Consider the following 25,801-nt stretch of genomic DNA (forward strand, 5'->3'; position numbering starts at 1 on the left):
GCACCGATCGCCGCAAAAGAGGCGCCGGAATCTTTTCAAATTCCAGCGCCCAAGTTTTCTGCATGAGATCGGGGAGGGAAGATAATCTCCTGCTACAGCGATGAGACGTTTCATCAAGCCGGATCCCGCCAGGTCAAAGCAAATTTTTTCGCGCGCAGTCTGGTTAGGCGGATGACGATGAGGAAATCCGCCATCAGCGCAGTCGTCCACCGGTGCAGCCAGACGAAAACGCGCTGGAGCAAGGCTCAAAACTCCGCGCGGAGGGAAACGAGGAAGGTTCTCGGCGCACCGGGCTGGATGCTGTTGCGGTCGAAGGAACTTAGGTAATAGGTCGTGTTGAAGAGATTTTTCACATTCAGCTGCACCGTCGCATTTTTCATCCAGGTGGGCAGCATTGCGGGCTGCAAGCGATACATCGCCATCGTGTTGACGAATGTATAGGCAGGCAATTGGAAAGTATTTGCATTGTCCCCCGGTCGTTCGCCAACGGCGTAGATACCCGCGCCGAGGCTTAGGCCCCTGTAGTCGCAGAGTGCGTCATATTTGACCCAGAGACTGCCGGCGTTGAGAGGGACGTCTTGCAGCCGGTTTCCCAGCAAACCGGTGTTATCGTTTACGAAGCGCGCTTCATCGAAAGCGTAGGTACCGATCAGGCTCCAATTCTCGTTGATGCGGCCGGCGAGATCGAATTCCGCGCCGCGGCTCTCCACCGTGCCGGCCAGTTCCACGAGTTGCGTGCCGGGGATAGTTTGGGTGATATTGGTTTTGATGATGTCGTAAAAAGCGACGGTCGCGGCCAAGCGTTTGTCGAAGAATTCCGCTTTCGCTCCGCCCTCCCATTGGGTCGCGATCTGCGGCGGCAACAAAGGTTGTCCAGGAGCGGAGCTGAATAGATTGGTCGCCCCGATAGAATTTACATAAGCACCGTAAAAGAAAGCCAGGGCAGCCGCTGAACCACCGCGCCAACGCGTGGGCTGAAATGTTTATCTAGGGCGCTCACGCTATTCGCCAACGCATCAGCATAGGAAATCGAACTGAACCCGGAAAAAGTATCGGCCCAGTCGTACCGCCCTCCGATGAGCAGATGCAGCCGGTCATCGGCAAAAGAGATCATGTCCTGCGCATAGACGCCTTTCCACAATTCAGTGAAAGGGCCAAAACCATTGGGGGCGGGTCTAAGATTTCCGGAGAAGCTATAGACGGGGGCAAAAATATTGATCGGCGGAACGTAGGGGATTGCCGCGTAAAGATCGAGGGTACCGTTGCCCGGCTGATTAAAATTAAGGTAATCGGTTCCGATCAGGACGTTGTGGTTGAATGGACCAGTCTCAAATTTGCCCTTGAGATCGAGATTCGTTTAAAGCGTGATTCGATTGAAGTTTTCGTCGGAGAGGAAGCGTTGTGCAATCCCGAACTGGGACGGATTGCCCGCGATGTCCAGGCAAGCCGCAGTCCCGTCGCCCACGCAATAATCCGTAATTCTTTGCGCATTGGAGATATTTTCGAAAGCAAAACGATTGGTCAGGCTCCAATTTGGATTGATGTCGAATGTCCAATCATAGCCAATGAACTTCCGGATTAGGCGGCTGGGATTCGCGACAGTGACGGCGGGATCCTGAAGGTAGCGGCTGATCGGGATATCCGCGGGCCGGTTGCCAAATGCTGGGATGGCGGAATCGGCGTCCGCCACGAATATATAGTTCTGATATTCCGCGTCAACAGCCGGTGAACCGGCCTCCCAATCCCGCGCCGCCGACACTGTTTCCGGGCCCTTCCCCATTGCCATCCTCCCTGTTGGCCTCGACCACCACCGTCGGCAAAGCGATCGCGCCGCCCAATTGTGGATGCCTGCACAACACGGGCACGCATCTTTTATCGCACTAGCGACAACCTCGAACTCGGGTGCCGTGAGCTCTGGCATTGGTGCGGGAAAATCAGACGTTCGCTGTTCGCTGCCTGGCGGTGTTTTCGGTGCTCGTCATGGTGGCACTCCCGTGCCGTGCCAACATGACAATTGCCCTTGCTGCCCGCTCGTGCACGTCGCGATTGGCGTTCTGCCGCGGGAAGCGGCGCGAGTGGCCTGTTCACCGCTTCTGTCCACGAGGGCCGCACCGCCAGAACTTCTCGGCTCATTTACGCGGTCTGTGGGCTTTGCCGGTCAACCGCGCGCGCCACCCTTCATCCTGATCTGATCGACGAACAATCTCCCGGCGACCCCGTTCGGCTTTGGCGCTGGGACCACCCCCTATAATTCAGATCGAGGGTTCCTCATGTCCTATAAGGCGTTCATTGCCGATGGCGTCGTACTCATTGGCGCGGCCATTCTTGCCGGCATTGGCCCAGCACACTTCGTCTTACCTGCAGCGGCCGAAGACAGTCTCGCAACCATCCTCTCGCCTGCTGACGGTGTCAAACTGGAGGCAAAACACGCCTACCAACTTGGCTATGAAGTGAACCCCTCATCGAAGGCGGATCACGTGCATCTCTTCGTTGATGGCGACGAAGCCGCCATGGCCCATAAGCCTAAGGGCAGCTTCAAGCTCGGACCGCTGAAGCAAGGGAACCGGAAAGTCTGCGTCAGCCCTGTCAACAAGAATCATACGCCAATCGGGACGCAGGCCTGCATCACTGTGACGGTGCAGTAGAAGCGCATGGAACTGGAGAATGTCCTCTATGGCAGCGTTCAGCTCGTCCATAATTTTGGCGCCGTGGCGGTAACCGGGCTGCCGATCGCTGCTTTATGGTTCAAGTCGGCGCCATCGGTTCTCCGCACGATGGCTTGGCTCACTTTGCTTGCCTGGCTTTTGCAAGCTGCGAGCGGTTTTGGCTTCGGTACGGTGAGCTACTTCATGGAAGGCGAGCTGCCTCAGATTCATCATCTCGCGCTGGGCGCGCTCTGTTTAAAAATCGCCTGCGCGCTCTTGGCTATCACGCTTCTTGCGTTTCATTTCGCAAGACATGCAGCGGTGCCGGTGCCAGGCCAGAGGCTCTGGGCTGGCCTTGCCGTTCTTGGAGTGACGGCGCTCCCCTGCGCGGCGGTCTTGCGATGGTTCTCCTGAAAGGGAGAGCATTTGAGGAAATCCGACTAGTAAGGCTCCCGATTGAATTAGTCGATCCAGCCTTGGATGCGGGCCTCATGCAGAGCAAATGCGCGAGCCTGATTTCGGAGACTGAGGTCGGAGGGTTTCGGCTCATTGGCATCTACGCCGTTAAATTTTCGGCCTTTCATCACAAATAAGAACCGTACATCTGCCAACAAGTGGCGAACCAGAATTGTCACATCGTCAGCTTCTTCGATAACAAATTCATCTTGGGGCATTTTGAATCCTTTCAACAGTCTTATGACAGCTGCGCTGTCCCCCAATGAATGCAACGTCCCAGCGCCTTAGAAGACGCCACTTAATACGCCTGCGCACTCATCTACGGGAAATGATTGATCCTAAAGTTACCCCAATTGGATCGTTCCTGCGCATAAGAGGGCCTAATGCAATCGGCCAAGCGGCTCTTGCGGCATACCAAAGGCATCAGGCCGCGCGGCCTCGGCGCATGTGTGGGTACTGAGCGACCAGCCGCTCCTCGCAAATTCAGAATCGAGCAAGGCCAGGATCAGAGACACCGGTCCGCCAACGATCCCCTTGATCAAGAAACGGGATTGATCGCTGGCCTGGCTCTAGGACGCGAGTGGCGTCGTTACGACCCATAATCTGGACGTTTGGAAATTGACGTCACAAATTGCGGTGGTAAAAACTATTGTGACATGATTCTCATCGGTCTTCCGGCGAAAATCCGATCGAGTTGCCTATCGCGATTGGCGATGCGCCAGCCCGAGCGCTGAGATTGACGGAGCCCGTTAAGTAGCCGGCTCCGCCAAGATTTAATCACTCGGCGGGGGCCCTGCCGAATATGTCCTCATAACCGGAGCAAAGCTCCTGGATTCGACAGAGAATCAGAAGCGACACGCCAAATATCCCGACGGAAAACCAGCCAAAGAATACGGATGGCCAATGGAGCGGAGCAACGGATAAATCCTCCATGATCCAGAAGGTAGTTCCCCATTCGCCCAAACCAGCCGCTGGAAGAAACATCACGGACCGAAGACGAAACACGCGAAAGCGATCGAGACACCCTTGTAAGCAAAGGTTGGAGAGCGAGTCCGGGCATACATAAAAGCACCAACTCCGGCGTGACCCTCCCTCGAGATGGTGGACACCTCTGATAAGCTGCTTTGGGAGCAGGAAGGTGTTTGATGGGCACAGCGCGTCGTCAATTCACGGAGGAATTCAAGCGGGAGGCGGTGGGGCTGCTGGCGAGCAGCGGTCGGCCGTTGAGCCAAATTGCCCAGGAGCTGGGGATTGCTGCGTCGAGGCTGCGCGCCTGGCGCAATAAGGATGATGGGAGGCATGCGGGTTCGCCGTGGCGCTCCAATACGCAGGCGGTGATCCCGCATGCCGGCGCGGATTTGGTCGCTGAAAACGCCCGTCTACGGCGCGAGAACGAGCGTCTACGCACGGAGCGGGAGATTCTAAAAAAAACTCTGCAAATTTTCTCGGAAGCGCCGAGATGAAATTCCGCCTCATCGCTGATCAGCGCGAGACATTCCCGATTCGCATCATGTGCGATGTGATGGGCGTCTCTCCGGCGGGGTATTATGCTTGGCGTGGCCGACCCGAAAGTCCGCGCAAGGCGGCCAATCGTGTCTTGCTGACCAAGATTCGGCGGAGCACGCGCACGACTATTGTTCTCGGCGTGCTGGGGCTTCTTGGCCTTTCCTCTCTTTGTCGCGGGGTCGAGGCCGACGTCCAACCCCGGCCGTCCTTGGGTGCCGCATCGCGGCAGATTCCTCTTCCCGTTCCAAGGCCGGACATGAAATCTCCTACGCCAAGTGACATGTCTGCTGTCCCCAAGCTTGTCCCATCTCCGTCTGTCCTATCGGAAGATGACACGTCCAACCATTGTTTAGCTGACCTCAAGATCGCTGGGGCTCAGTTCTCGCCGACGCCTTCTGACAGACTTGATGGACGCTGCCCCGTCATCAGCCCTATCGACATCATATCTCTCGAGACGCCGTCTGGTCGCATTACCTTTCCCGGCAAGCCGACATTCAATTGCGTTTTCGCGCTCCAATTGGCGAAATGGCTTTCCAATGTTGCAGCGCCCCTCGTCAAAATTCTTGCCGGAAACGACCTTGTGACCCTCGAAACCGGGCCTGGCTATGTCTGCCGTATGCGCAACGGCGACACCTTCCAAGACGCAAAATTGAGCGAGCATGCCACTGGCAACGCCGTGGACATCACGAGTCTCGGCTTGGCCAATAAGCGGCAGATTGGAATTGCGGCGGTGGCCGACGAAAGCAATCCGGACCGTCGACTCCTGACGGCCCTGCGTCTCACGGCCTGCGGCTACTTCACCACGGTGCTTGGACCAGGCGCCAATGCCGCCCATGCCACGCATTACCACCTGGACCTTGGCGTTCATGGCAAAAGCAGCAACTACCGCATTTGTGAGTAAGCCTTTTCTGCGCCGCTATTTTGACACCGTCGTGGCAGGAACCAACGCGCAAAATTGCCGTTCCTGCGGAGCCTTCGCGCTGGCTGAGGCAGCAGATCCAGGGGAGAACGCATATGCATGGCACCGATATCGACATGAAACACTGTATCGACGCGTGTTTGACTTGTTACCAAATGTGCCTATCGACAGCCATGGGGCATTGCTTAGAGCAGGCGGACAACATACCGAACAAAAGCACTTCAGCTTGATGATGGCATGCGCCGAAATGTGCAGGACGTCGGCGCATATCATGGTGATCGGCTCGGAGCTGCACAAACGCACCTGCCGCTTGTGCAGCGAGATTTGTGAACAATGCGCAGCCGATTGCGACCGCATGGGGGATATGAAAGAATGCGCGGATACGTGCCGCCTCTGCGCCGAAAGCTGCAAAAAAAATGGCAGCTTGATGCCGCTGGAATGCGGCGCATACACGAGGGGCGCTACTCCGAGAGAGCATGGAAACATACGATGGCCAAAACTCTAACGGTCTATCGTTCGAAACGGGATTTCACCAAAACGCCGGAGCCGGACAGTTCTGGGAAGGTGGCACCGTCGGCCACACGCCGCTACGTCATCCAAAAGCATGCCGCCCGGCGCCTCCACTATGATCTGCGCCTTGAGCTTGATGGCGTTTTCAAATCCTGGGCAATCACCCGTGGCCCATCGCTTGATCCCCGTGACAAACGACTCGCCGTCGAGGTGGAAGATCATCCTCTCGAATATGGCGACTTTGAAGGCATAATTCCGAAAGGACAATATGGCGGCGGCACCGTGCAACTCTGGGACCGCGGCGTCTGGACGCCGGAAGGACGCGACTCGCCAGACGCTACTTTGGAGAAGGGCGAGTTGAAGTTCACGCTCGATGGGACGCGGCTGCATGGCAGTTGGGTTCTGGTTCGGATTAAGAATGATCGTAAAGCGAGGCGGCACGCAAACTGGCTTCTGATCAAACATCGCGACAATGCGGCGCAAGACGGCGACGGCGATGCTCTGCTTGCGGAGGACCGTTCCGTCGCCTCGGGGCGGAGCATGGAAATGATCGCTGCTGGAAAAGGCAAGCGGCCTATGCCGTTCATGACCCGCGAGGATACAAAGCTGGCAGCGAACGCCGTCTGGGATTCGACCGGAGGCGCCAGCGATAGCAAGAGAAGCGGCCGCATCGCATCGAACAAGCTCCGCCGCTCCGTATCCCTCGTGATGCCGGATTTCGTGGCACCGCAACTTTGCACGCCAGTCGAACGTCCCCCGGATGGGGCTGGCTGGGTGCACGAGATCAAGTTTGATGGATACCGCATGCAGCTGCGGGTGGACGGCGGCAAGGCCAATCTCAAGACCCGTAAAGGTCTCGATTGGTCGGCGAAGTTTGCCGCGATTGCAAATGCGGCATGCAATCTTCCCGACGCGATGATCGACGGTGAGATCGTCGCACTCGATACGAGTGGGGTGCCCGATTTCGCCGCGCTTCAGGCCGCCTTGTCGGAGGGACGAACGGACGATCTGATGTTTTTTGCCTTCGACCTTATGTTCGATGCGAATGGCGACTTGCGCAAACGCCCGCTCTCTGAGCGCAAAGCGAAATTGCGGGATTTGCTATCGGACCTCGGCAACGATGGCGTGATTCGCTTTACCCAACATTTCGAGAGCGGCGGCGAGGCGATCTTGCGTTCCGCATGCCGTTTATCTTTGGAAGGCATCGTATCGAAGAAACTCGACGCATCCTACCACTCGGGACGCGGACGCAACTGGCTGAAAGCCAAATGCCGGGCGGGACATGAGGTTGTAATCGGCGGATGGACGACGACGAATGAAAGATTACGATCTTTGCTCGCCGGCGTTTATCGGGGCGATCACCTCGTTTATATTGGCCGCATTGGAACGGGCTACAGCGCCGCGAAAATAAAGACTCTCCTGCCCCGCCTGCAAGCTGTTGCGGCAAACACATCGCCATTCACGGGCATAGGGGCGCCGCGCAAGGAGGACAATATACATTGGACGACGCCAGAACTCGTCGCGGAGATCGAATTTACCGGCTGGACTGGCGATGGCATGGTACGGCAAGCCGCCTTCAAGGGCTTGCGCGAGGATAAACCCGCGGAAGATGTCACAGCCGAGAAGCCGGCCAAAGCGAGCCATGCCAAGCTGCCGCAGCCCTTAGTTCCTGTGACACCAGCGCGGATCAATGCTGCAAAGAAGCCACTGGTTATGGGCGTCATGCTGTCCAATCCCGGCAAGGAGCTTTGGCCCGACGCAGGCGATGGGTCGCCGGTTTCCAAGCTCGATCTCGCGAATTACTATGAGGCGGTTGGAAGCTGGATGCTCGGTCATCTTCAGGGGCGCCCATGTTCGATCATCCGCGCGCCGGACGGCATCTCCGGATCGCAGTTCTTTCAACGTCATGCTATGCCGGGCACATCGAATCTTCTCGAACTCGTCACGGTCTCTGGCGACCGCAAACCTTATCTTGAAGTTGATCGGGTCGAAGGCTTGGCGGCACTGGCGCAAATCGCCGCTCTCGAACTGCATCCCTGGAACTGCCAACCACAGCAGCCCGACGTCCCAGGCCGGCTCGTGTTTGATCTCGATCCTGGGCCAGATGTCGCCTTTTCGACCGTCGTCGCGGCGGCCCGTGACATGCGGGAGCAATTAGATGAGCTTGGTCTTGTCAGCTTTTGCAAAACTACAGGAGGCAAGGGGCTTCATGTCGTCACGCCGCTGGCCCTTTCAAAGAAAAGCAAGCTGACCTGGCCAGTGGCTAAGGATTTCGCGCATCAAATATGCTTACGGCTGGCGCACGAAAATCCGCAGCGTTACGTCGTGAACATGGCAAAGAAGCTGCGCACCGGCCGCATTTTTCTTGATTACCTCCGTAATGATCGCACGGCGACGGCAGTGGCGCCCTTATCACCGCGCGCCCGGCCTGGGGCGCTCGTTTCGATGCCGCTGACGTGGACACAGGTGAAGTCAGACCTGGCCCCGCAGCGATTTACCCTCCGAACGGCCCCCGCTCTGATCCGGAGGAGTAAGGCATGGGCGGATTATGACGAAAGCCGGCAGCCGCTCGAAGATGCGATCAAACGACTCGGCAAGACATGACTTGCATAATATAGCGAGTCGCGACGTTGGCGGTTAAAAGACGGTGAGGTACTTCAAGAGCGAGATAATGCCGATGAGGATCACAATGATCTGGACGATCTGCAATCAGCAATTATGTGGAGGGCGCTCGGATACCGCCAGACGTTGTCGTTATGTCAAGGGACGACCCGTATGTGGCTATCTCCAAACGCCGTCTTGTAGGTATTTAAAGCCTCTTCCCGACTGAAGACGGGGGTTAAATCCAAAGAACTGACAATGATCTTGGCTTGGTAGTGTGGATTTGTGGACGCTTTCCCGTCAGTTAGGTCATACCAGCGTGAAGGTAACAGAGAGCAGATATCTGGCATTCCTAAAACCGGAACAAGGGGATGCCGCCCGACAAGGGGCGGCACAAAATTCGGCACAACTACAACGATTTGGCAAAGGTTTGGTGGCAAGAAAAACTATCGTAAGTCTTTGAAATCTGGCGGAGACGAGGGGATTCGAACCCCTGATACAAGTTGCCCTGTATAACGGTTTAGCAAACCGCCGCCTTCAGCCGCTCGGCCACGTCTCCATACTCGGAAAAGCCCTTTAGACGCGATTCCGGTTGCCCAGATATGCCCGAGCGCTAGCGTGATGGCAAGAGCTCCCGCGGCATGACTTGAGCTTGGTGTTTGCCGCGGGCATCCCCGCGGTTTCGGGAATCACGCGGGCGCTAATTTCAATTTTCCCGCGTTTGAAACTTGTGCGTGGCTTTCGCAAGTTGCATTAAAGCCACACCTCCAACCAAATGCCTGTAACTGGCTTAACTCCGCTTTACTTGATCCTTGTTATAGCTACGCTAGGGTTAAGCTGCCGCCCATTGGCGATTGGTGCCACCTAATATATACCTATCAAATTGTTCGGCTGAGATGAGACAAATGTTGCACCATTTCCCCATGCCGGAAGGCCAGGATCGAACCGCCGCCGGCACGAGCTTGGAACGGACCCAACGCGAGATCGGGCTTTGGGGATTTGACATGAGACTTCTCAAAGGACTTCTTCTGGGTTCGGCCGCGAGCTTGGCTGTGACCCTTCTGGTGCCGGGGGCCCGCGCCGCCGATCTGCCGGCCGCCCAGGCCGCTCCCATCGAATATGTCCGCGTCTGCGATGCCTATGGCGCCGGCTTCTTCTACATCCCCGGCACCGAGACCTGTTTGCGGATCGGCGGCCTGGTACTCGGCGAGTTCCGCGGCTTTAGCCCGAGCTACAGCGTTGGCGGCACCGGTTTCTACGGCAATGGCGCGGTGATCGGGCATGCGGCCTTGCCCGGGGTGGGGGTTCCCGCCGGGGCCAGCTTCATCCCTGGTATTGGCCAATATACCAACGCCCGCTCGCGCGATGCGACGAGCTTCAATGCCCTCGGCCGCGCCGAACTCGACGCCAGGACGCAATCACCCTGGGGCACCTTGCGCGCCTTCGCTCGGATCGATTCCTATTATGGCTCGGGCGGCAATTCCGCCACCGGCAGCCTGGGCTCGCTTTCCAACACCTTCAACACGACGGCGGGCTCCAGTTCGCAGCGCGAAACGACGATCGTCAACAAGGCGTTCATCCAATTCGCCGGCCTCACCGCCGGCCGCGCCCAATCGATGTTCGATTTCTACGCCGACGCCTACAACTACGACAATTTACGCGGCTCCAACGCGACCGTCGCCCTGTTGTCCTATACGGCGACTTTCGGCAGCGGCTTCTCGGCGACCCTGTCGGCCGAGGATCAGGCGTCGCGGCGCGCCGCCATCGGCAGCACCATCGCGACCACGACCCTGACCGCGGCGGGTGCGGGCGTGCCAATTACCATCAACGGCATTGCGGCCGCCTCCTTCCAGGGCCAGCCGGCCGGATCGCGGATCCCGGACATCGTCGGCAGCTTCCGCTACGATCAACCCTGGGGGACGGTGCAAATCTCGGCCGCCGCGCATCAGAACAACGCCAGCCTGTTTGGAGCGAACGCCCTCACCACGCCGCCAGCCACTCCCGGCGTTGTTGGCGGCGTCCTTTCCACCCCCGCCTATGCCTTCCCGGCCGTCACCAGCAACAATTACGGCTTCGCGGTCCAGGCCGGCATTCAGCTGAACGCCGATTATCTCTCGCCCGGCGACAAGCTCTGGCTGCAGGCGGCTTATGAGCAAGGCGCCTTCGGCTATATCGCGGGCAACAATCTTGGCTTCAACTATGGCGCGGTCAACCAGAACCGCTACGCCGGTTCGGGCTTCACGCCGTCGGATTACAGCGCCGGCTGGAACGCGCAGCCGAATGCCGATTGCGTCTTCGCCAGCAGCGTGCCCGGCACTTTCCCCGGCAGCGTTTCCTGCCAGCAGCAGACGGGCTGGGACATCACCGGCGCCTACAAACATTATTGGATCCCGACCTTGGCTTCGGCGGTGTATGGCTCTTACATGGCGGTGAATTATTCCGGCGACGCGCTGGCCGGGTTTGGCGGCGGGGTCGGCATTTCCAACATCAAGGAAGGCCGGGTCGGCACCAATCTCGTCTGGACGCCGCTCAAGGGCTTCGATATCGGCGCCGAGTTCATGTATGTGCATGTGAATCAGTCGCGGCCGGTTGGTCTCGCCCCGGACGTGGTGCTCAACGCCGTCGGCCTGCCCTCGTTCCAGCCGAACACCAACCAATATGAAGGGCGTTTGCGCGTGCAACGGGCGTTTTGACCATTGTGAATACATATTCGACGGAATATTTTGTTTTCAGCAAATGGTGGGTCCGTGAACGTGGTTGCGCTTGCCGTGATGCATCAAGACCTGGCGCCTGATGTGCCATGCACAAGAGGTGGAAGCGTTCAAAAAATCACGAATGTGTGTGTCATTACTGCCCCCCAGAAATTTCTTGGCTGCATCGGTGATCAAGCAGGCAGTTATTCAGGAATCCCGCCAGTGCGAGCATGAACCCTACGGCTTTGTCGCATCTGTTCATCAATCAGCATATTGGCAATGGACATGCGCCGCGCCGCGTTGGTCCGGCTGCCAGGCTCGAAGCGATCCGGGTGGTTCTTCTTGGCAAAATCGCGTCGAATACGCTGCAGATCGATGGTCGCGAGTTCCGGGCTTAACCCGAGTTCATCGGCAATGGTTTGATTCTCGGTTTTCGGTGGTTGAACAGATGCGGCCTCCGGCTTGGAGGAAGGAGGCGGCGATGCGCTTTGCGCTTCAGCGGCTTCCTCGGCATAGGGCTCCGGGGGGTGCCGCGCAAAGCCCCCAATAAGTCCGCTGATGCCTGATGGCCAAGGCAAGGAAAAAGTTGCAAGCCAACGCCGCAAAGGGCTTTTGTGCCGCGGCCGGCGGCTCGCATCCAGTTCAGTCTCGGCTTCCGAATCAGGCTCTGGCGCCCTCGATTGGCAGACTTCCGGCGAGGCTTCATTTCCCAGCCCGCGGTCGAACGAGGCAAGAATATCCTCAAAATTGCCGATGTTATGTCGTTTGCGTGGCGGCATAAACGAGACAGTCTTGCTCTTTGCCCAGTTCGTTTCAAATTTCATCTCACTATGTGCGCGCGCGCTTGAGTCCGCGTTAATGGAAACGAGCCATTTGAGTTAAAACTGTTATCAAAGCAACTCGCAGGCGGTATTGGGATGGAAATCGTCGAACATCACTGGCTTCCCATCAAGCGATTAACGCTAGCAAGCGCTGCCAATGAGGGGGTTGTGATTTGGCTTGCGGGCCCCGTCTGGGCAAGGGAAATCCCAGAGCCTTTGTGGAACTGCCTCTCGAATGACGAAAGGAACCGTGCGAGCAGGTTTTTCCACGATCGGGATAGGAATTTATTCGCGATGACCCGCGCGATTTTGCGCACGCTGTTGAGTGAGGCGGCAAGCGTTCCAGCGAACCAAATCCTGTTCGCGGAGGGGCCGCAGGGAAAGCCCGGCCTAGCAGGAATAAAGGGGCCGCAGTTCAATGTTTCCCATTCTGGTTCCTGGGCTTTGATTGGCTTGTCGGATCGCCGTCCAATCGGTGTCGACATCGAATTGACGCGCAATTCAGGAGATGAGCTGGATTTGGCAAGATCCTTTTTTTCCGACGCCGAATATCGCACACTCGAAAGATTGGAAGACGGCGCGCGGCTCCAATCCTTCTACAAGATCTGGACTTGCAAAGAAGCGGTTCTGAAAGCGATAGGTGCCGGGATTTCGGCACATCTCAAGGATTTCTCGGTTGAATGGACCAGCGATCGTTATGCAATCATTCCCGAATGTAGTTGCCCTTTGCCGTTGCTTGCGTCCATTGCCGCCTATCCGGTCGAGGTTCCGATAGGCTATGCGGGATGTTACGCCTTGGCTTGACTGCTTTGCTATAATAGAAAGTAGTGTACACCCGCATGAGGGGCATGGATGCAAAAGCTCTCCCGCCGCCAGACCCTAACTTCCATCCTGGCCGCTGGCGCGACTGTTGCCGTGCCCCCGGCCCGTGCGGACGGCGCCACTGCGCGGGTTTCTCTACTGTTGATCAACGATATTTACCGGATCGAGGAAAAGAACGGACGCGGCGGCATGGCCCGCTTCGCGGCGGTGGTGAGGGCGGAACGCGCCAGAACGCTGGCCGAGGACTCCCATCTCATTTGTGTTCACGCTGGCGATACGCTGTCGCCGAGCTTGTTGTCGAGTTTCGACCAGGGTGCCCACATGGTTGACCTCTTCAACGATTTGGAACTCAACGCGTTCGTTCCCGGCAATCACGAATTCGATTTTGGCAAGGAGGTTTATTTCGACCGGATGCGACAGGCGCGGTTTCCGGTCCTTGCCGCCAATCTTAGGAGCGCCGCCGGGATGAAACTCCCGCGCCATGAGGATCAAATCCTGATCGAGGCAGGGAAACTCAATCTGGCATTTATTGGCACCGCCTTCGACGGGACGGCAATTGCCTCGCGGCCTGGTGATCTCGTCTTTTCGCCGACGATCTCGACGGTCCTGGCTAACGCCGAAAAGGCGCGCGCGGCCGGCGCTGATCTCGTGATCGCGATCGTGCATGCCGATAAGGCCACCGGTGCCGCCTTGATGAATTCCCATGCCGTGGACTTTATATTGTCCGGCCACAATCATGATCTCCATATCGATTTCGATGGCCGCACCGCGCTGATGGAGTCCGAACAAGACGCGAATTATGTCACGATTGCCGACATCGAGGTCACGCAAAACCGGGGTCAAGCCGATCGCTCTTCATCATGGTGGCCCAATTTCCGTGTCATCGATACGGCGAAAGTCATTTCCGACCCAGCTATGCTTGCCAAGGTCCAAATGTACAGCGCCGGATTGAACCGGTTGTTCGACGTCGAGATCGCAACCCTTGCCGCGGCTCTAGATAGCCGCACCGGAGCTCTACGCTCGGGTGAATGCGCGATCGGTGATCTTGTTGCGGACGCACTTCGGAGTGCATCGGCCGCAGAAGTTGCCATCATCAACGGAGGCAGCATCCGTGGAAACAGAATCTATGCCGCGGGCACGAGATTGACGAAGCGGGATATTCTCGACGAACTTCCCTTCGGCAACAAGACCATGGCAACCAAGGTTTCCGGAACGTCGATTGTGGACGCGCTGGAGAATGGGTTTTCTCAAATCGAGCGCCCAACGGGACGGTTTCCACAAGTTTCTGGCTTGGTTGTCTCTGCCAATCCGGCGGCCCCTCCGGGCGAGCGCGTGAAGACGGTCTGGGTCAATGGTGAGGCTCTCGACCTTGGCCGCGAGTACAAGATAGCGACCAATGATTTCATGGCAAGCGGCGGTGACGGATATGGAATGCTTGCCGGAAAAACTCATGTAAGCCCGGATTCTGGAACCCGGCTTGTCGCCCTTGACGTGATCGACTACATCGCTGCAGCGAAGCGGATCGATGCGAAGATCGAGGGAAGGATCGTGTTTCAATAGCATCGCACGGGACAGCTTCGGGCGAGCTTGCGGCGCTGCTGGGAACAGCGCTCTTCCTCAATTTCCTGTCCGCGTTGAGCTTGTCGCAACAAGCGGATAATACACGCACGCATGACTCGGAGACGAGAGCCAATGAACGAACCAGATATGCATCCGCACGACGAGGCGCAGGCACGCGCGCAACAGCAAGCGGCAATCTTGATGCAGGCTTTGCCACATATGTTGCGCTACGATGATGCGATCGTTGTCGTCAAATATGGCGGCCATGCCATGGGAGACGACAAGGTCGCCCGGGATTTCGCGCGCGACATGGTTTTGCTTGAGCAGTCCGGGGTCAATCCCGTTGTCGTCCATGGCGGCGGCCCGCAGATCGGCGCGATGCTTGGCAAGCTCGGCATTAAGTCGGCGTTCTCGGATGGTCTGCGAATTACCGACCGGGCCACCATGGAAATCGTGGAAATGGTGCTAGCCGGATCGATCAACAAGCAAATCGTCGGCTTCATCAATGCGGAGGGCGGCCGCGCGATCGGCCTTTGCGGCAAGGATGGCAATATGGTCATCGCGAGCAAGGTCCCGCGGATGAGCAATGGCCTTGACCTTGGTTTCGTGGGTGAGCCCGCAAAGGTGGATACGACCGTGTTGGATCAGGTGCTTGGGCGCGAACTCATTCCCGTCCTCGCACCCGTTGCGCAAGGCGAGGACGGCGAGACCTATAATGTCAACGCCGATACGTTTGCCGGCGCGATCTCGGGCGCCCTTAAGGCAAAGCGGCTCGTGTTGCTGACCGATGTGCCCGGCGTGCTTGACCGTGACAAGAATTTGATCAAGCAATTGTGCGTCGATGAAATTCATGCCCTTATCGCCGACGGTACAATCACAGGCGGGATGATCCCCAAGGTCGAGACTTGCATCTATGCGCTCGAACAAGGCGTCGAAGGGGTCGTTATTCTCGACGGCAAAATGCCTCATGCAGTGCTCATCGAACTCTTGACCGATCATGGCGCTGGTACTTTGATTACACGGTGAACGAGGCGAGACCTTATTTGAAAGATTCCTTTGACACTCCAAAAACGGCACTCGCTGGTGACGAGGCCCAAGAGGCCAGCGAGCCCCTGAGCTCCTTCGTCGAAACCGCATCTCACGCGGAATCCTTCCCGGAAACTGGGGCGCAATCGCCTGGGGAACTCTCACCCCTTATTCATTCGCTATCGCAAATCGATACCTGGGTCTTCGATCTCGACAACACACTTTATCCGTCCGACTGCGATCTGTGGCCGAAAATCGACCAGAGAATCACCTTGTTCCTGGCGCATCTTTTTGGACTTGACGGGATGTCGTCGCGCGCCTTGCAAAAATATTACTATGAGCGCTATGGCACGACGTTGCGCGGCTTGATGGAGGAACATGAGATTGGCGCTGAGGAGTTTCTCGATTTCACGCATGACATCGACCGCTCCTCGCTGCTTCCCAATCTTGCCCTTGCAACGGCCATCACCGCCCTCCCCGGCCGCAAACTTATTCTCACAAATGGATCACGGGAACACGCTTTTCGTACCGCCGAGGCCCTCGGAATCGAGGCGATGTTCGAGGATATTTTCGATATCGCCGCCGCCGATTTCGTGCCAAAGCCCCAGGCGGCAACCTATGAACGATTCTTCGAACGGCACATGGTCGACCCGGCGCGGTCGGTGATGTTCGAGGATCTTGCGAGGAATCTCATTGTTCCTCACGAACGCGGAATGACCACCGTCCTCGTCGTTCCCAAGCCAGGCCAAATGGATCATCGCGACGCCTTCGAGATTACGAGCGAAGTCGTGCCGCCGCATATCGATTACATAACAAGCGACCTTGCGCTATTCCTGATGGGCCTTATCCTTGACACCCCCGGCGAGGCGGACACTTAGCTGCCATTGACATCCGCGCGGCATATATCGAAACGTTCCCCGCAACGTGTTGCCATTCGTCATTTTTGGAGACCCGCATGCCCGACCTCGAAACGATTATCGATGCCGCCTACGAGGATCGCGCCAACATCACCCCGGGGACGCAAGGCGAAGTCCGTGAAGCTGTCGAAGCGGCCTTACAGCTTCTCGACACGGGGAAGCTCCGCGTCGCGGAAAGGATTGAAGGCTCGTCCGGGCCAGGTTCCTGGAAGGCCAATCAATGGCTCAAGAAAGCCGTGCTTCTGTCGTTTCGCCTGAGCGACATGGCCCTGATACCGGGCGGCCCCGGCGGCTCCTCTTGGTGGGATAAGGTTCCCTCGAAATTCGAAGGCTGGGGTTTTGAGCAACATGCCGCCGCCGGCTTCCGCTCGGTGCCCAATTGCGTCGTCCGGCGCTCGGCCTATATCGCGCCAGGGGTAATCTTGATGCCGTCGTTTGTGAACCTCGGCGCCTATGTCGATAGCGGCACGATGGTTGATACGTGGGTCACCGTCGGCTCCTGCGCCCAAATCGGCAAAAATGTGCATCTTTCAGGGGGAGTCGGCATAGGCGGCGTGCTCGAACCCTTACAGGCCAATCCGACGATCATCGAGGACGATTGTTTCATCGGCGCCCGCTCGGAAATTGTCGAGGGCGTGATTGTCGGCCAGGGCTCGGTGATCGCGATGGGGACCTTCATTTCCGCCTCGACAAAGATCATCGACCGGGCAACCGGCGAGATCCGTACCGGTTTCGTGCCGCCCTATTCAGTGGTGGTTTCCGGCAATTTGCCGGGAAAGCCATTGCCTTCCGGCGCACCCGGCCCCTCGCTCTATTGCGCCGTCATCGTCAAAACCGTCGATGCCCAGACCCGCTCGAAAACCGCGATCAACGAATTGCTGAGGGACTGATGCGGGCGTTTGTCGCGAAATTCGCCGGGCGTTTTGGGTTCCGGACCGATCAAGGCAGGATCGACGCCAAAACCTGGCGGCAGGGCACCCTATTTCTCATCGTACCGCTTGCCGCGCTGACCATCATATGGTTTTTTCTGGCGCCCTATACCCATCACGACCTCGCCACCACGCCATTCCTGGCCTGGGGGACACTGGCGGCTTTCGTCTATCTCGTGTGTTACGCTTTCGCGGTCCTCTTAGCGGCAATCTGCTATTATAATCTCAGCGCGAAACGCTGGCGCGACCGGGGATGGCGCTTTCCTGGGGCGTTGGCGGGGCTTTTGCCGTTGTCGGCGCTCGCGAGCGGTGCGGCGCACTGGCTGCAACCGCGCGTGGCGGATGTCATGCCGTATTGGCATGTGGCGGTGTTGGACACTTTGCTCGCCGCGATCATCATCTGGAACATGGTGGAGCTTGGCTTTTTGCCTGCCCGGACACCGTGACCAAACTTGCCGAAGTTGGTTTTTCAACCTCCAACCGGTTCACACCGCCCTTCAAAATGCTCTAAGACAGCGGAGCATGTCTTGGAAACCGCCCAAATGATTGATCCATCCAGTCTTGAGACCCTGGCCGATCTTCGTATCGAGATCGATCGAATCGACGCGGCGCTGCACCAACTGTTGATGGAGCGCGGCGAGATCATCCACCGGCTGATCGAAGCCAAGGCGCGGCAGGGCGGCGGACTGGCATTCCGGCCGGCCCGGGAGGCCGACATGATGCGGGCACTCGTTTCCCGCCATCAGGGCCTGCTGCCGCTCGACACCGTCGAAAGCATTTGGCGGATCATCATCTCGACCTTTACCTTTGTCCAATCGAACTACTGCGTCCATGCCGACATTTCTAGCGGCGACGCCGCGATGCGCGACTGCTGCCGGTTCCATTTCGGCTTTACGGTTCCCTATATACCTCATCAAGGCGCTACGCAGGTCATCGAAGCCGTGGCAAAATCCGGCGGCGACCTTGGCGTCGTGCGAGTCCTGGCACCGGAAGGCCCTTGGTGGCGCGGCCTCGCCGAACCGGGGGCACCCAAGATTATTGCCCGGCTGCCCTTTGTCGAGCGGCCGGACCATCCAGCCGGAATGCCGGTTTTCATCATAGCCCAGCCGCTAGCCGAAGCGGCCGTGCATGATGTCGTCCTCTATGACGTCGAAATCCCCGAAAATTTGGGGCATCGCACCCTCCCCGGCCAAATGGGCTCTGGGGTGGAAATTCTCGATCGCTTTAAAACTGAGTCTCGCCTGTGTTTGATGATCGCGGTGGAAGTCAGTCGCGATTTCGATGAATGGCGCGAAACTTTGATTGGATCCGGCGCCGCCGGACCCAGGGTGGCCAGTATTGGCAGCCACGCCGCACGTTGCGATGTGAGCCGCCTCCAGAAGGTTGCCGCGCAATGATTTTGCTCTGGAGTTGGCTTGGATGATCAATCTTGCGACCACCGGTATCGAGACCCAGCCGCGGCCGCGGCCCGGCGTGCTTGCCATCGATCCTTATGTGCCGGGCCAAAGCTCGGCACCCGGCGCCGCGACGATTTTCAAACTTTCGGCAAACGAGACGCCGCTCGGGCCGTCACCCCATGCGCGCGATGCCTTGCGCGGTTTTGCCGATCGCCTTCAGGATTACCCCGACGGCGCCGCAATTGTCCTGCGTACGGCAATTGGCACCAAGCATGGCTTTGATCCGGCACGCATCGTTTGCGGGAACGGCTCGGATGAAATCCTCCACCTCCTCGCTTCGGCGTATATTGGTCCGGGCGATGAAGGCATTTTTACCGAGCATGGTTTTCTCGTCTACAAAATCGCAATTCTCGCTGCAGGCGGGGTTCCAATCGTTGCTGGCGAAACGAATCTAACGGCCGACGTGGATAAAATCCTTGCCCTTGTCGGCCCTAGAACCAAAATGGTTTTCCTTGCCAATCCGAACAATCCAACCGGCACCTATCTGCCGTTCGGCGAAGTCAAGCGTCTCGCCACCCATCTGCCCGGACATGTCCTTCTCGTTCTCGACGCGGCCTATGCTGAATATGCGACGCGCGAGGATTATGCGCCGGGGGAAGAGCTTGTCTCGGACAGCGAAAACGTCGTGATGACAAGGACGTTTTCGAAGATATACGGCCTCGCTGGGCTCAGGCTTGGATGGTGCTATGCGCCGCTCAGCGTATGTGATGCGCTAAACCGCATTCGCGGACCGTTCAACACAAGCGGCGGCGCGATCGCGGCCGGGGTCGCGGCCCTGGGGGATGCCCGCCACATTGAAAAGGCGATCTCCCATAACAACACCTGGCTTGCGTGGCTCACCCAAGAAATTTCCGAAATCGGAATTAAGGTCACGCCGAGCGCCGGGAATTTTCTGCTTTTGCATTTCATCAGCGAGACTCAGGCGTGGGCGGCGGACCGGTTTCTTCTGGGCCGCGGCTTGATCCTGCGCGCGGTCGGCGCCTATGGATTGCCGCAGTGTCTGCGGCTAACTGTTGGCACCGATGAAGCAAATTGTCTTGTGGCCGCCGCCCTCAAGGATTTCGTTGCATCAGAAAGCCGAGCGCGTGCTTGACGGTCTTGGGACGCCTTTGAGCGAGCCGCTGTTCCAACGTCTCGCCCTCATCGGCATGGGGTTGATCGGCTCCTCCCTGGCACATGTTTGCCGGCGCAAGGGACTTGCGCGCGAGATCGCGGCGGCAGACACATCGGCCACGGTCCGGGAGACGGTCAAGGAACTCGGTCTCGCCGACGAAGTCTTTGAAACGGCGGCGGCCGCGGTCTCTGGCGCCGACCTCGTCATCCTTTGCGCTCCCCCCGGCGCCATGGGATCTATTGCACAAAATATCGGCCCATTTCTTGAACCGGGTGTGATTCTATCCGATGTCGGTTCGGTCAAAGCCTCGATCATCAAGGCTGTCGCTCCGCATCTGCCCGCCACCGTTCATTTTGTCCCGGCGCATCCCGTGGCGGGAACCGAGCAATCGGGTCCACGTGCCGGGTTTTCGACACTTTTTCTCAATCGCTGGAGCATACTGACCCCCCCGGAAGGAACCGACCCTAAGGCCGTTGCGCGCGTCGCCGCTTTTTGGTCCGGCGCCGGCTCGAACGTGGAAATCATGCAGCCCGCGCATCATGATCTGGTGCTGGCAATTACCAGTCACGTGCCGCATCTCATCGCCTACAATATTGTCGGCACCGCCGCTGACCTCGAGGAAGTGACGCAATCCGAAGTCATTAAGTTTTCCGCCGGCGGGTTTCGTGACTTCACCCGGATCGCCGCCTCCGACCCGACGATGTGGCGCGATGTTTTTCTCAACAATAAGGCGGCTGTTCTCGAAATGCTCGGCCGTTTCAACGAGGACCTCAGCGCCCTTCAGCGCATGATTCGCAACAGTGATGGCGATGGCCTTTTCGAGCTTTTCACACGAACGAGGGCGATCCGGCGCGGCATCATCGAACAGGGACAGGAAACCGCCGCGCCGGACTTTGGCCGCCGGATGCCCGAGACGTAATTCGCTGGACGGCTCCGTCTCCGTTCGTGCGCTCAATAAAGGGGCGGAATCTGGATTGAAGTCCGGACTGGACCAACCGACAAAAAGCCCTCGGAGACACTCACCGGCAAATTGAGCCGTCCAGGAACGTCACCGCCCTTACTCAAAAGCCCCGAAAGGAACTGACCCGCAGTGATGAGGCCAGGATCGATACCGAGCTGTCGAAACGCCTTTTGGAACCCCGCAAAGCCAGCGTCGAGATTGCCATGAACGCGATGCTCGTCATCTAGGCCAAGGCCGCCCTTGACTTCAACGAGAACACCGCCGCTCGTGAGCCGGCCGCTGGTAATATCGATGTGGCCATCCGCCGAACGCCATTTTTCAAAAAATTCGGGGAGTGTTTGTACGCCACCGAAAGCCGCCTGCGAAATCGTGCCCCCCAATTGCATGAAAATAGGAAGCTGTGAATCCAAAAGAGTGTTGAGCGCCGGAATTGAGCCGTCATTAAACGAAACCACAAAATCGTACGAGTTATCGTGGCGGTCTTGTGTTGGCATGAAACTGCTGTGAATCTCGCCAAACTTTCCCTCCAGGGAGCCGGCGCCGCCCACTCTCCCTTGCAATGAGACATCGGTGCCGGCGATGGCGACCCTGTCGAACGTGCCTGGCGGCCCATCGAGTTCGACGTATAATTCCGACCATTGCAGCGTTAGATCGTAGGTTCCATCGTTCGTTTGGGCCGTAAACGGCGATTCAATGCGAGCAATCAAATTGTCATTGCGCAGGAGGGGCGCGGTAACATGAAAACCGCGCACGGTGCCCGTTGACGTCTTGTCAAGGAGTATTCCTTGGAAGCGCAGGTTTGCGCAAGAGACCTCAACGGCAAAGGGAAACCCCCTCGTTTTCTGGTCCGGACAGGTCCAGATGCGTCCGGCTTTCGCCTCTTGCGTCATCCAATTGGTGACGGCGGCCGCCGTCTGATGTGAGGCAACATACCAAAAAATCGACCAACCGACCACGATCGCCACAATCACGGCACTCGGCACATACAGCAGGTAAAAGGCAGTTGAGCGCTGCCGCGTTTCTTCTTTCTTTGATTGCATGACGTCCTCCCGGAGGGCTGATTGGCGGGCACGATTTCTCATTCCCCGCCCCATGACGAAATTGAGGTGCAAAGCTATCCCATAGCGAGGCAAGGCATATATCGTGATGCACGTTGAAGCAAAATGCCTCAAATCTTGGAAAACCCTCGCTGGGCCGCATCCTCAGTAAGGACAAATAAATGCCGCTTCAGAGGGCAAATAGGGTTGATTCACTGGTACGGGATTTGATTTCCAGAACAAAATGCGAAAAAGTTCATACATGCAAGCGTCTATTTCCATTGACCGTGCCTGCTGGTGCATGATTTGCAGGGAATGGTCAGTGATATTCTCCGGCCCTAAGTGAGTGTCCATGCGCCGAATTCACCGTTTGCTTGTCGCCAATCGCTCAGAAATCGCGATTCGTGTGTTCCGCGCGGCAACCGAACTTGGAATTGAGACGGTTGCGATCTTTGCTGAAGAGGATAAGCTTTCGCTGCACCGCTTTAAGGCTGACGAAGCCTATCAAGTCGGCGCCGGCAAAGGGGCGCTCGAAGGTTATCTGTCCGTCGAAGAGGTCATCCGGGTCGCCAAGGAAGCCAAGGTCGACGCGATCCATCCTGGCTACGGATTCTTATCAGAAAGTCCTGAATTCGCCGAAGCTTGCGCGGAAGCGGGGATTATCTTCGTCGGCCCTAGCCCGCAGACCATGCGTGATCTCGGGAACAAGGTGGCGGCGCGCAACCTTGCGGTGTCCTGTGGCGTGCCGGTCATGCCGGCGACGCCCCCTCTCCCGGACAATCCCGAGGAAGTGAAGCGCCTTGCGCGCGAGATTGGCTACCCCGTCATGCTCAAGGCCTCCTGGGGAGGCGGCGGCCGCGGCATGCGGCCAATCGAGGACGAGGACAAGCTCCTCGATGCCGTCCTCAGCGGCAAACGGGAGGCGAAGAGCGCCTTTGGCAAGGATGAAGTTTATCTCGAAAAGCTTGTCCGCCGGGCTCGCCATGTCGAGGTACAGATTCTTGGCGATAAGCACGGCAACCTCGTGCACCTCTTCGAGCGCGATTGTTCGATCCAGCGCCGCAACCAGAAAGTGGTGGAGCGGGCCCCTGCCCCCTATCTCGACGACGCGGCGCGCCACGGCCTCTGCGAGTCCGCCCTAAAACTCGGGCGCGCCGCTCATTATGCCGGCGCTGGCACGGTCGAATTCTTGATGGATGTGGACACCGGAAAATACTATTTTATCGAGGTCAATCCGCGCGTCCAGGTCGAACATACCGTGACGGAAGTCGTTACGGGTCTCGACATCGTGAAGGCACAGATCCGGATTGCGGAAGGCAAGCGGATTGGCTTTCCGGAAGAAACCGGGATTCCGCCGCAGGAGTTAATCCGCCTCTCCGGCCATGCACTGCAGTGCCGGATTACCACGGAGAATCCCGAAAACAATTTCATACCCGATTACGGCCGCATCACCGCTTACCGGGGAGCGATGGGATTTGGTATCCGCATCGATGGCGGCACGGCCTATTCGGGTGCCGTCGTCACCCGTTACTACGACCCGTTGCTCGAAAAAATCACCGCCTGGGCGTCGACGCCGGAAGAAGCGATCCGCAGAATGGACCGCGCGCTTCTCGAATATCGCATTCGCGGCGTGACCACCAATCTCGCCTTCCTGCACAATATCATCAACCATCCGCGATTCATCGCCAGCGATTATACAACGCGGTTCATTGACGAAACACCGTCCTTGTTCGATTTCAAGAAACGCAAGGACAGGGCGACAAAACTCCTGACGTGGATTGCCGAAGTCACCGTCAACGGCCATCCCGAAACCCGTGACCGGGCCCGCCCCCCGGCCGTAGCGCGCGAGCCGGTCGTACCTCAATTCGCACCCGGTCATACCCCTGATGGGACGCGCCAGTTGTTTGAAAAGCTCGGCGCGGTACGTTTCGCGGCATGGATGCGAGCCGAGACCCGTCTCCTTATGACCGATACCACCATGCGGGATGCCCATCAGTCACTGCTCGCGACGCGCATGCGCACAAAGGACATCGCTGCGGTCGCCGGAGCCTATGCAATGGGCTTGCCGCAACTGCTCTCGCTCGAATGCTGGGGCGGCGCGACTTTCGACGTCGCGATGCGATTTCTCTCGGAGGATCCGTGGGAGCGCCTCGCCCTTGTGCGAGAGAGGGCGCCAAACCTTTTAACCCAGATGTTGCTGCGCGGCGCCAATGGCGTCGGCTACACCAATTACCCCGACAATGTCGTGAAATATTTTGTTCGCCGCGCCGCCCACGGCATTGATCTCTTCCGTATTTTCGATTGCCTCAACTGGGTCGAGAATATGCGTGTCGCGATCGATGCCGTTTGCGAGACAGGCAAGCTCGCCGAGGGCGCTATCTGCTACACAGGCGATATTCTCGATCCTGACCGCGCCAAATATTCGCTCGCCTATTATGTCGGCGTCGCCAAGGAACTGGAGAGAGCAGGCTGCCATATCCTTGCGATCAAGGATATGGCAGGCTTGCTGCGGCCTTCGGGAGCGCGCGTGCTGGTCAAGGCTTTGCGGGAGGCTTGCGGTCTGCCGCTGCATTTGCACACCCATGATACCTCGGGGATTTCGGCGGCGACTGTCTTGGCCGCAGCTGAGGCCGGTGTCGATGCGGCGGATGCAGCAATCGATACCATGTCTTGCACGACATCGCAGCCCTGCCTTGGTTCGATCGTCGAAGCCTTGCGCCACGGTAACCGCGATACCGGACTTGACCCTGTCGTGATCCGCCAACTCAGCGCCTATTGGGAGGCTGCGAGGTTGCAATATGCGGCCTTCGAGAGCGACCTCAAGACCGGCACCAGCGAGGTCTATCTCCACGAAATGCCGGGCGGCCAATTCACCAATCTCAAGGAGCAGGCACGCGCCCTCGGGCTTGACAAACGCTGGGACAAGGTCGCCACGGCCTATCGCGCGGCGAATGATCTTTTCGGCGACATCATCAAGGTAACTCCTTCCTCGAAGGTCGTCGGCGACATGGCATTGATGATGGTGAGCCAGGATTTGACACCGGACGACGTACTCGATCCGGCACGGGACATCGCCTTCCCCGCTTCGGTCGTCGAGATGCTGAAAGGCGATCTTGGTCAGCCGCCAGGCGGCTGGCCGAAGGCCCTACAGACGAAGGTGCTCAAGGGAGAAAAACCGATTACCGCGCGACCAGGCTCGCTGCTCGCCCCGGCTGACCTCGACACCGTCCGTGCCGAAGCCGAACGGGCGTGCGGCCGGCAGCTGAACGAAGACGAACTCGCCTCCTATCTTATGTACCCTAAAGTCTTCACGGAATTCGCAGCAACGATCCGCCGCTACGGTCCGGTTTCCGTCCTGCCAACGCCTGTGTTTTTCTATGGCATGGAACTTGGGAGCGAAATCGCCATCGAGATAGAGCCAGGCAAGACTCTCGTGCTGGTTTTGATGACCATCGCCGAGACCGATGAGGAGGGACAGGTCAAGGTCTTCTTCGAACTGAACGGTCAGCCCAGGATTATCAAAGTGCTGAATCGCGCGGCTGCCGTGACACTCGTCGCGCGCCGCAAAGCCGAGGATGGCAATCCATTGCATGTCGCCGCGCCCATGCCCGGCTCGATTTCGATCGTCGCCGTCCGGCCCGGTCAAGATGTCAAGTCAGGAGATGTCGTCGCCACGCTGGAGGCCATGAAGATGGAGACCGTGCTGCACGCGCCGAGCGATGGTAAAATCGCCGAGATTTTGGTTGCGCCTGGTCAGCAAGTGGACGCAAGGGATCTTTTGATGCGGTTGGAATAGCAGCATTTTTAGGACCCAAGACCGAGCGACA

Annotated in this window: 20 protein-coding genes, 1 tRNA gene and 2 pseudogenes; 17 read left to right on the plus strand and 6 right to left on the minus strand. The window is 58.1% G+C overall.

Features of this window, described 5'->3' with window-relative positions; all coding sequences use genetic code 11:
- Positions 1-245: 245 nt before the first annotated feature.
- Both QEV83_RS19435 and QEV83_RS06165 read right to left on the minus strand, forming a co-directional pair.
- Positions 246-1,303, minus strand: a pseudogene (locus QEV83_RS19435) (TonB-dependent receptor).
- Between the two features lie 54 nt (positions 1,304-1,357).
- Positions 1,358-1,780, minus strand: coding sequence for a hypothetical protein (locus tag QEV83_RS06165; protein ID WP_280130346.1), 423 nt, complete (start codon positions 1,778-1,780; stop codon positions 1,358-1,360).
- 490 nt (positions 1,781-2,270) lie between these two features.
- Between QEV83_RS06165 and QEV83_RS06170 the strand changes: the two genes are divergently transcribed.
- Both QEV83_RS06170 and QEV83_RS06175 read left to right on the plus strand, forming a co-directional pair.
- Positions 2,271-2,645, plus strand: coding sequence for a hypothetical protein (locus tag QEV83_RS06170; RefSeq protein WP_280130347.1), 375 nt, complete (start codon positions 2,271-2,273; stop codon positions 2,643-2,645).
- Positions 2,646-2,651: 6 nt separating this feature from the next.
- The gene (locus tag QEV83_RS06175; RefSeq protein WP_280130348.1) at positions 2,652-3,059 is read left to right on the plus strand and encodes a hypothetical protein; all 408 of its coding nucleotides are present in this window, start codon (positions 2,652-2,654) and stop codon (positions 3,057-3,059) included.
- 47 nt (positions 3,060-3,106) lie between these two features.
- Here QEV83_RS06175 and QEV83_RS06180 read toward each other — a convergent pair whose 3' ends face one another.
- Positions 3,107-3,319, minus strand: a complete 213-nt coding sequence (locus tag QEV83_RS06180) for a hypothetical protein (RefSeq protein WP_280130349.1) — start codon at positions 3,317-3,319, stop codon at positions 3,107-3,109.
- A 927-nt stretch (positions 3,320-4,246) separates the two neighbouring features.
- Here QEV83_RS06180 and QEV83_RS06185 point away from each other — a divergent pair.
- The 4 genes and pseudogenes from QEV83_RS06185 to ligD all read left to right on the plus strand — a co-directional run bounded on the left by QEV83_RS06185 (position 4,247) and on the right by ligD (position 8,640).
- Positions 4,247-4,564, plus strand: a complete 318-nt coding sequence (locus QEV83_RS06185) for a transposase (protein WP_280130350.1) — start codon at positions 4,247-4,249, stop codon at positions 4,562-4,564.
- Complete coding sequence (locus QEV83_RS06190) at positions 4,561-5,508, plus strand: extensin family protein (protein WP_280130351.1); 948 nt, start codon at positions 4,561-4,563, stop codon at positions 5,506-5,508. Before QEV83_RS06185 ends, QEV83_RS06190 begins: the two co-directional genes overlap by 4 nt.
- Positions 5,509-5,621: 113 nt before the next feature.
- Positions 5,622-5,950: pseudogene (locus QEV83_RS06195) on the plus strand (four-helix bundle copper-binding protein); the annotation flags it as partial.
- A 65-nt stretch (positions 5,951-6,015) separates the two neighbouring features.
- Positions 6,016-8,640 carry a DNA ligase D gene (ligD, locus tag QEV83_RS06200; RefSeq protein WP_280130352.1) on the plus strand — a complete coding sequence of 875 codons (2,625 nt, stop codon included), beginning with the start codon at positions 6,016-6,018 and terminating at the stop codon, positions 8,638-8,640.
- 464 nt (positions 8,641-9,104) lie between these two features.
- On the opposite strand, the gene QEV83_RS06205 is transcribed toward ligD, so the two are convergent.
- Positions 9,105-9,196, minus strand: a tRNA-Ser gene (locus tag QEV83_RS06205).
- Between the two features lie 445 nt (positions 9,197-9,641).
- On the opposite strand from QEV83_RS06205, the gene QEV83_RS06210 reads away from it, so the two are divergent.
- The gene (locus QEV83_RS06210) at positions 9,642-11,330 is read left to right on the plus strand and encodes a porin (protein ID WP_280130353.1); all 1,689 of its coding nucleotides are present in this window, start codon (positions 9,642-9,644) and stop codon (positions 11,328-11,330) included.
- Positions 11,331-11,533: 203 nt separating this feature from the next.
- Here the strand turns inward: QEV83_RS06210 and QEV83_RS06215 are convergent, their stop codons facing one another.
- Positions 11,534-12,154 (minus strand): hypothetical protein, encoded by a 621-nt coding sequence (locus tag QEV83_RS06215; protein WP_280130354.1) that lies wholly within the window; start codon positions 12,152-12,154, stop codon positions 11,534-11,536.
- Between the two features lie 291 nt (positions 12,155-12,445).
- On the opposite strand from QEV83_RS06215, the gene QEV83_RS06220 reads away from it, so the two are divergent.
- From QEV83_RS06220 to QEV83_RS06260, 9 genes are all read left to right on the plus strand, one after another.
- Positions 12,446-12,955 carry a 4'-phosphopantetheinyl transferase superfamily protein gene (locus tag QEV83_RS06220; RefSeq protein WP_280130355.1) on the plus strand — a complete coding sequence of 170 codons (510 nt, stop codon included), beginning with the start codon at positions 12,446-12,448 and terminating at the stop codon, positions 12,953-12,955.
- A 48-nt stretch (positions 12,956-13,003) separates the two neighbouring features.
- Positions 13,004-14,533, plus strand: a complete 1,530-nt coding sequence (locus QEV83_RS06225; protein WP_280130356.1) for a bifunctional UDP-sugar hydrolase/5'-nucleotidase — start codon at positions 13,004-13,006, stop codon at positions 14,531-14,533.
- 147 nt (positions 14,534-14,680) lie between these two features.
- Positions 14,681-15,559 (plus strand): acetylglutamate kinase, encoded by an 879-nt coding sequence (gene argB, locus QEV83_RS06230; protein WP_280130984.1) that lies wholly within the window; start codon positions 14,681-14,683, stop codon positions 15,557-15,559.
- Between the two features lie 170 nt (positions 15,560-15,729).
- A complete protein-coding gene (locus QEV83_RS06235) occupies positions 15,730-16,437 on the plus strand; it encodes a pyrimidine 5'-nucleotidase (RefSeq protein WP_280130985.1) in 708 nt (235 codons plus the stop codon).
- A 77-nt stretch (positions 16,438-16,514) separates the two neighbouring features.
- Entirely contained in the window at positions 16,515-17,366 is an 852-nt protein-coding gene (gene dapD, locus QEV83_RS06240) for a 2,3,4,5-tetrahydropyridine-2,6-dicarboxylate N-succinyltransferase (RefSeq protein ID WP_280130357.1), read from the plus strand.
- Entirely contained in the window at positions 17,366-17,851 is a 486-nt protein-coding gene (locus QEV83_RS06245; protein ID WP_280130358.1) for a hypothetical protein, read from the plus strand. The genes dapD and QEV83_RS06245 overlap by 1 nt, the downstream gene beginning before the upstream one ends.
- Positions 17,852-17,947: 96 nt before the next feature.
- Entirely contained in the window at positions 17,948-18,802 is an 855-nt protein-coding gene (locus QEV83_RS06250) for a chorismate mutase (protein ID WP_280130359.1), read from the plus strand.
- 22 nt (positions 18,803-18,824) lie between these two features.
- Positions 18,825-19,955, plus strand: a complete 1,131-nt coding sequence (locus QEV83_RS06255) for a histidinol-phosphate transaminase (RefSeq protein ID WP_280130360.1) — start codon at positions 18,825-18,827, stop codon at positions 19,953-19,955.
- A 55-nt stretch (positions 19,956-20,010) separates the two neighbouring features.
- On the plus strand, positions 20,011-20,895 hold the full coding sequence (locus tag QEV83_RS06260) for a prephenate/arogenate dehydrogenase family protein (RefSeq protein WP_280130986.1): 885 nt from the start codon (positions 20,011-20,013) through the stop codon (positions 20,893-20,895).
- Positions 20,896-20,927: 32 nt separating this feature from the next.
- Here the strand turns inward: QEV83_RS06260 and QEV83_RS06265 are convergent, their stop codons facing one another.
- A complete protein-coding gene (locus QEV83_RS06265; RefSeq protein ID WP_280130361.1) occupies positions 20,928-21,977 on the minus strand; it encodes a DUF2125 domain-containing protein in 1,050 nt (349 codons plus the stop codon).
- 349 nt (positions 21,978-22,326) lie between these two features.
- Here QEV83_RS06265 and pyc point away from each other — a divergent pair, with 349 nt between their 5' ends.
- Positions 22,327-25,770, plus strand: a complete 3,444-nt coding sequence (gene pyc, locus QEV83_RS06270) for a pyruvate carboxylase (protein WP_280130362.1) — start codon at positions 22,327-22,329, stop codon at positions 25,768-25,770.
- The last annotated feature ends 31 nt before the right edge of the window (positions 25,771-25,801 follow it).

The organism is Methylocapsa sp. D3K7 (assembly GCF_029855125.1).
GTDB lineage: Bacteria > Pseudomonadota > Alphaproteobacteria > Rhizobiales > Beijerinckiaceae > Methylocapsa.

Coding starts and splice junctions, on each gene's coding strand:
- QEV83_RS06165 (WP_280130346.1), bottom strand. CDS start 1,780: ATGGGGAAGGGCCCGGAAACAGTGTCGGCGGCGCGGGATTGGGAGGCC.
- QEV83_RS06170 (WP_280130347.1), top strand. CDS start 2,271: ATGTCCTATAAGGCGTTCATTGCCGATGGCGTCGTACTCATTGGCGCG.
- QEV83_RS06175 (WP_280130348.1), top strand. CDS start 2,652: ATGGAACTGGAGAATGTCCTCTATGGCAGCGTTCAGCTCGTCCATAAT.
- QEV83_RS06180 (WP_280130349.1), bottom strand. CDS start 3,319: ATGCCCCAAGATGAATTTGTTATCGAAGAAGCTGACGATGTGACAATT.
- QEV83_RS06185 (WP_280130350.1), top strand. CDS start 4,247: ATGGGCACAGCGCGTCGTCAATTCACGGAGGAATTCAAGCGGGAGGCG.
- QEV83_RS06190 (WP_280130351.1), top strand. CDS start 4,561: ATGAAATTCCGCCTCATCGCTGATCAGCGCGAGACATTCCCGATTCGC.
- ligD (WP_280130352.1), top strand. CDS start 6,016: ATGGCCAAAACTCTAACGGTCTATCGTTCGAAACGGGATTTCACCAAA.
- QEV83_RS06210 (WP_280130353.1), top strand. CDS start 9,642: ATGAGACTTCTCAAAGGACTTCTTCTGGGTTCGGCCGCGAGCTTGGCT.
- QEV83_RS06215 (WP_280130354.1), bottom strand. CDS start 12,154: ATGAAATTTGAAACGAACTGGGCAAAGAGCAAGACTGTCTCGTTTATG.
- QEV83_RS06220 (WP_280130355.1), top strand. CDS start 12,446: ATGACCCGCGCGATTTTGCGCACGCTGTTGAGTGAGGCGGCAAGCGTT.
- QEV83_RS06225 (WP_280130356.1), top strand. CDS start 13,004: ATGCAAAAGCTCTCCCGCCGCCAGACCCTAACTTCCATCCTGGCCGCT.
- argB (WP_280130984.1), top strand. CDS start 14,681: ATGCATCCGCACGACGAGGCGCAGGCACGCGCGCAACAGCAAGCGGCA.
- dapD (WP_280130357.1), top strand. CDS start 16,515: ATGCCCGACCTCGAAACGATTATCGATGCCGCCTACGAGGATCGCGCC.
- QEV83_RS06245 (WP_280130358.1), top strand. CDS start 17,366: ATGCGGGCGTTTGTCGCGAAATTCGCCGGGCGTTTTGGGTTCCGGACC.
- QEV83_RS06250 (WP_280130359.1), top strand. CDS start 17,948: ATGATTGATCCATCCAGTCTTGAGACCCTGGCCGATCTTCGTATCGAG.
- QEV83_RS06255 (WP_280130360.1), top strand. CDS start 18,825: ATGATCAATCTTGCGACCACCGGTATCGAGACCCAGCCGCGGCCGCGG.
- QEV83_RS06260 (WP_280130986.1), top strand. CDS start 20,011: ATGGGGTTGATCGGCTCCTCCCTGGCACATGTTTGCCGGCGCAAGGGA.
- QEV83_RS06265 (WP_280130361.1), bottom strand. CDS start 21,977: ATGCAATCAAAGAAAGAAGAAACGCGGCAGCGCTCAACTGCCTTTTAC.
- pyc (WP_280130362.1), top strand. CDS start 22,327: ATGCGCCGAATTCACCGTTTGCTTGTCGCCAATCGCTCAGAAATCGCG.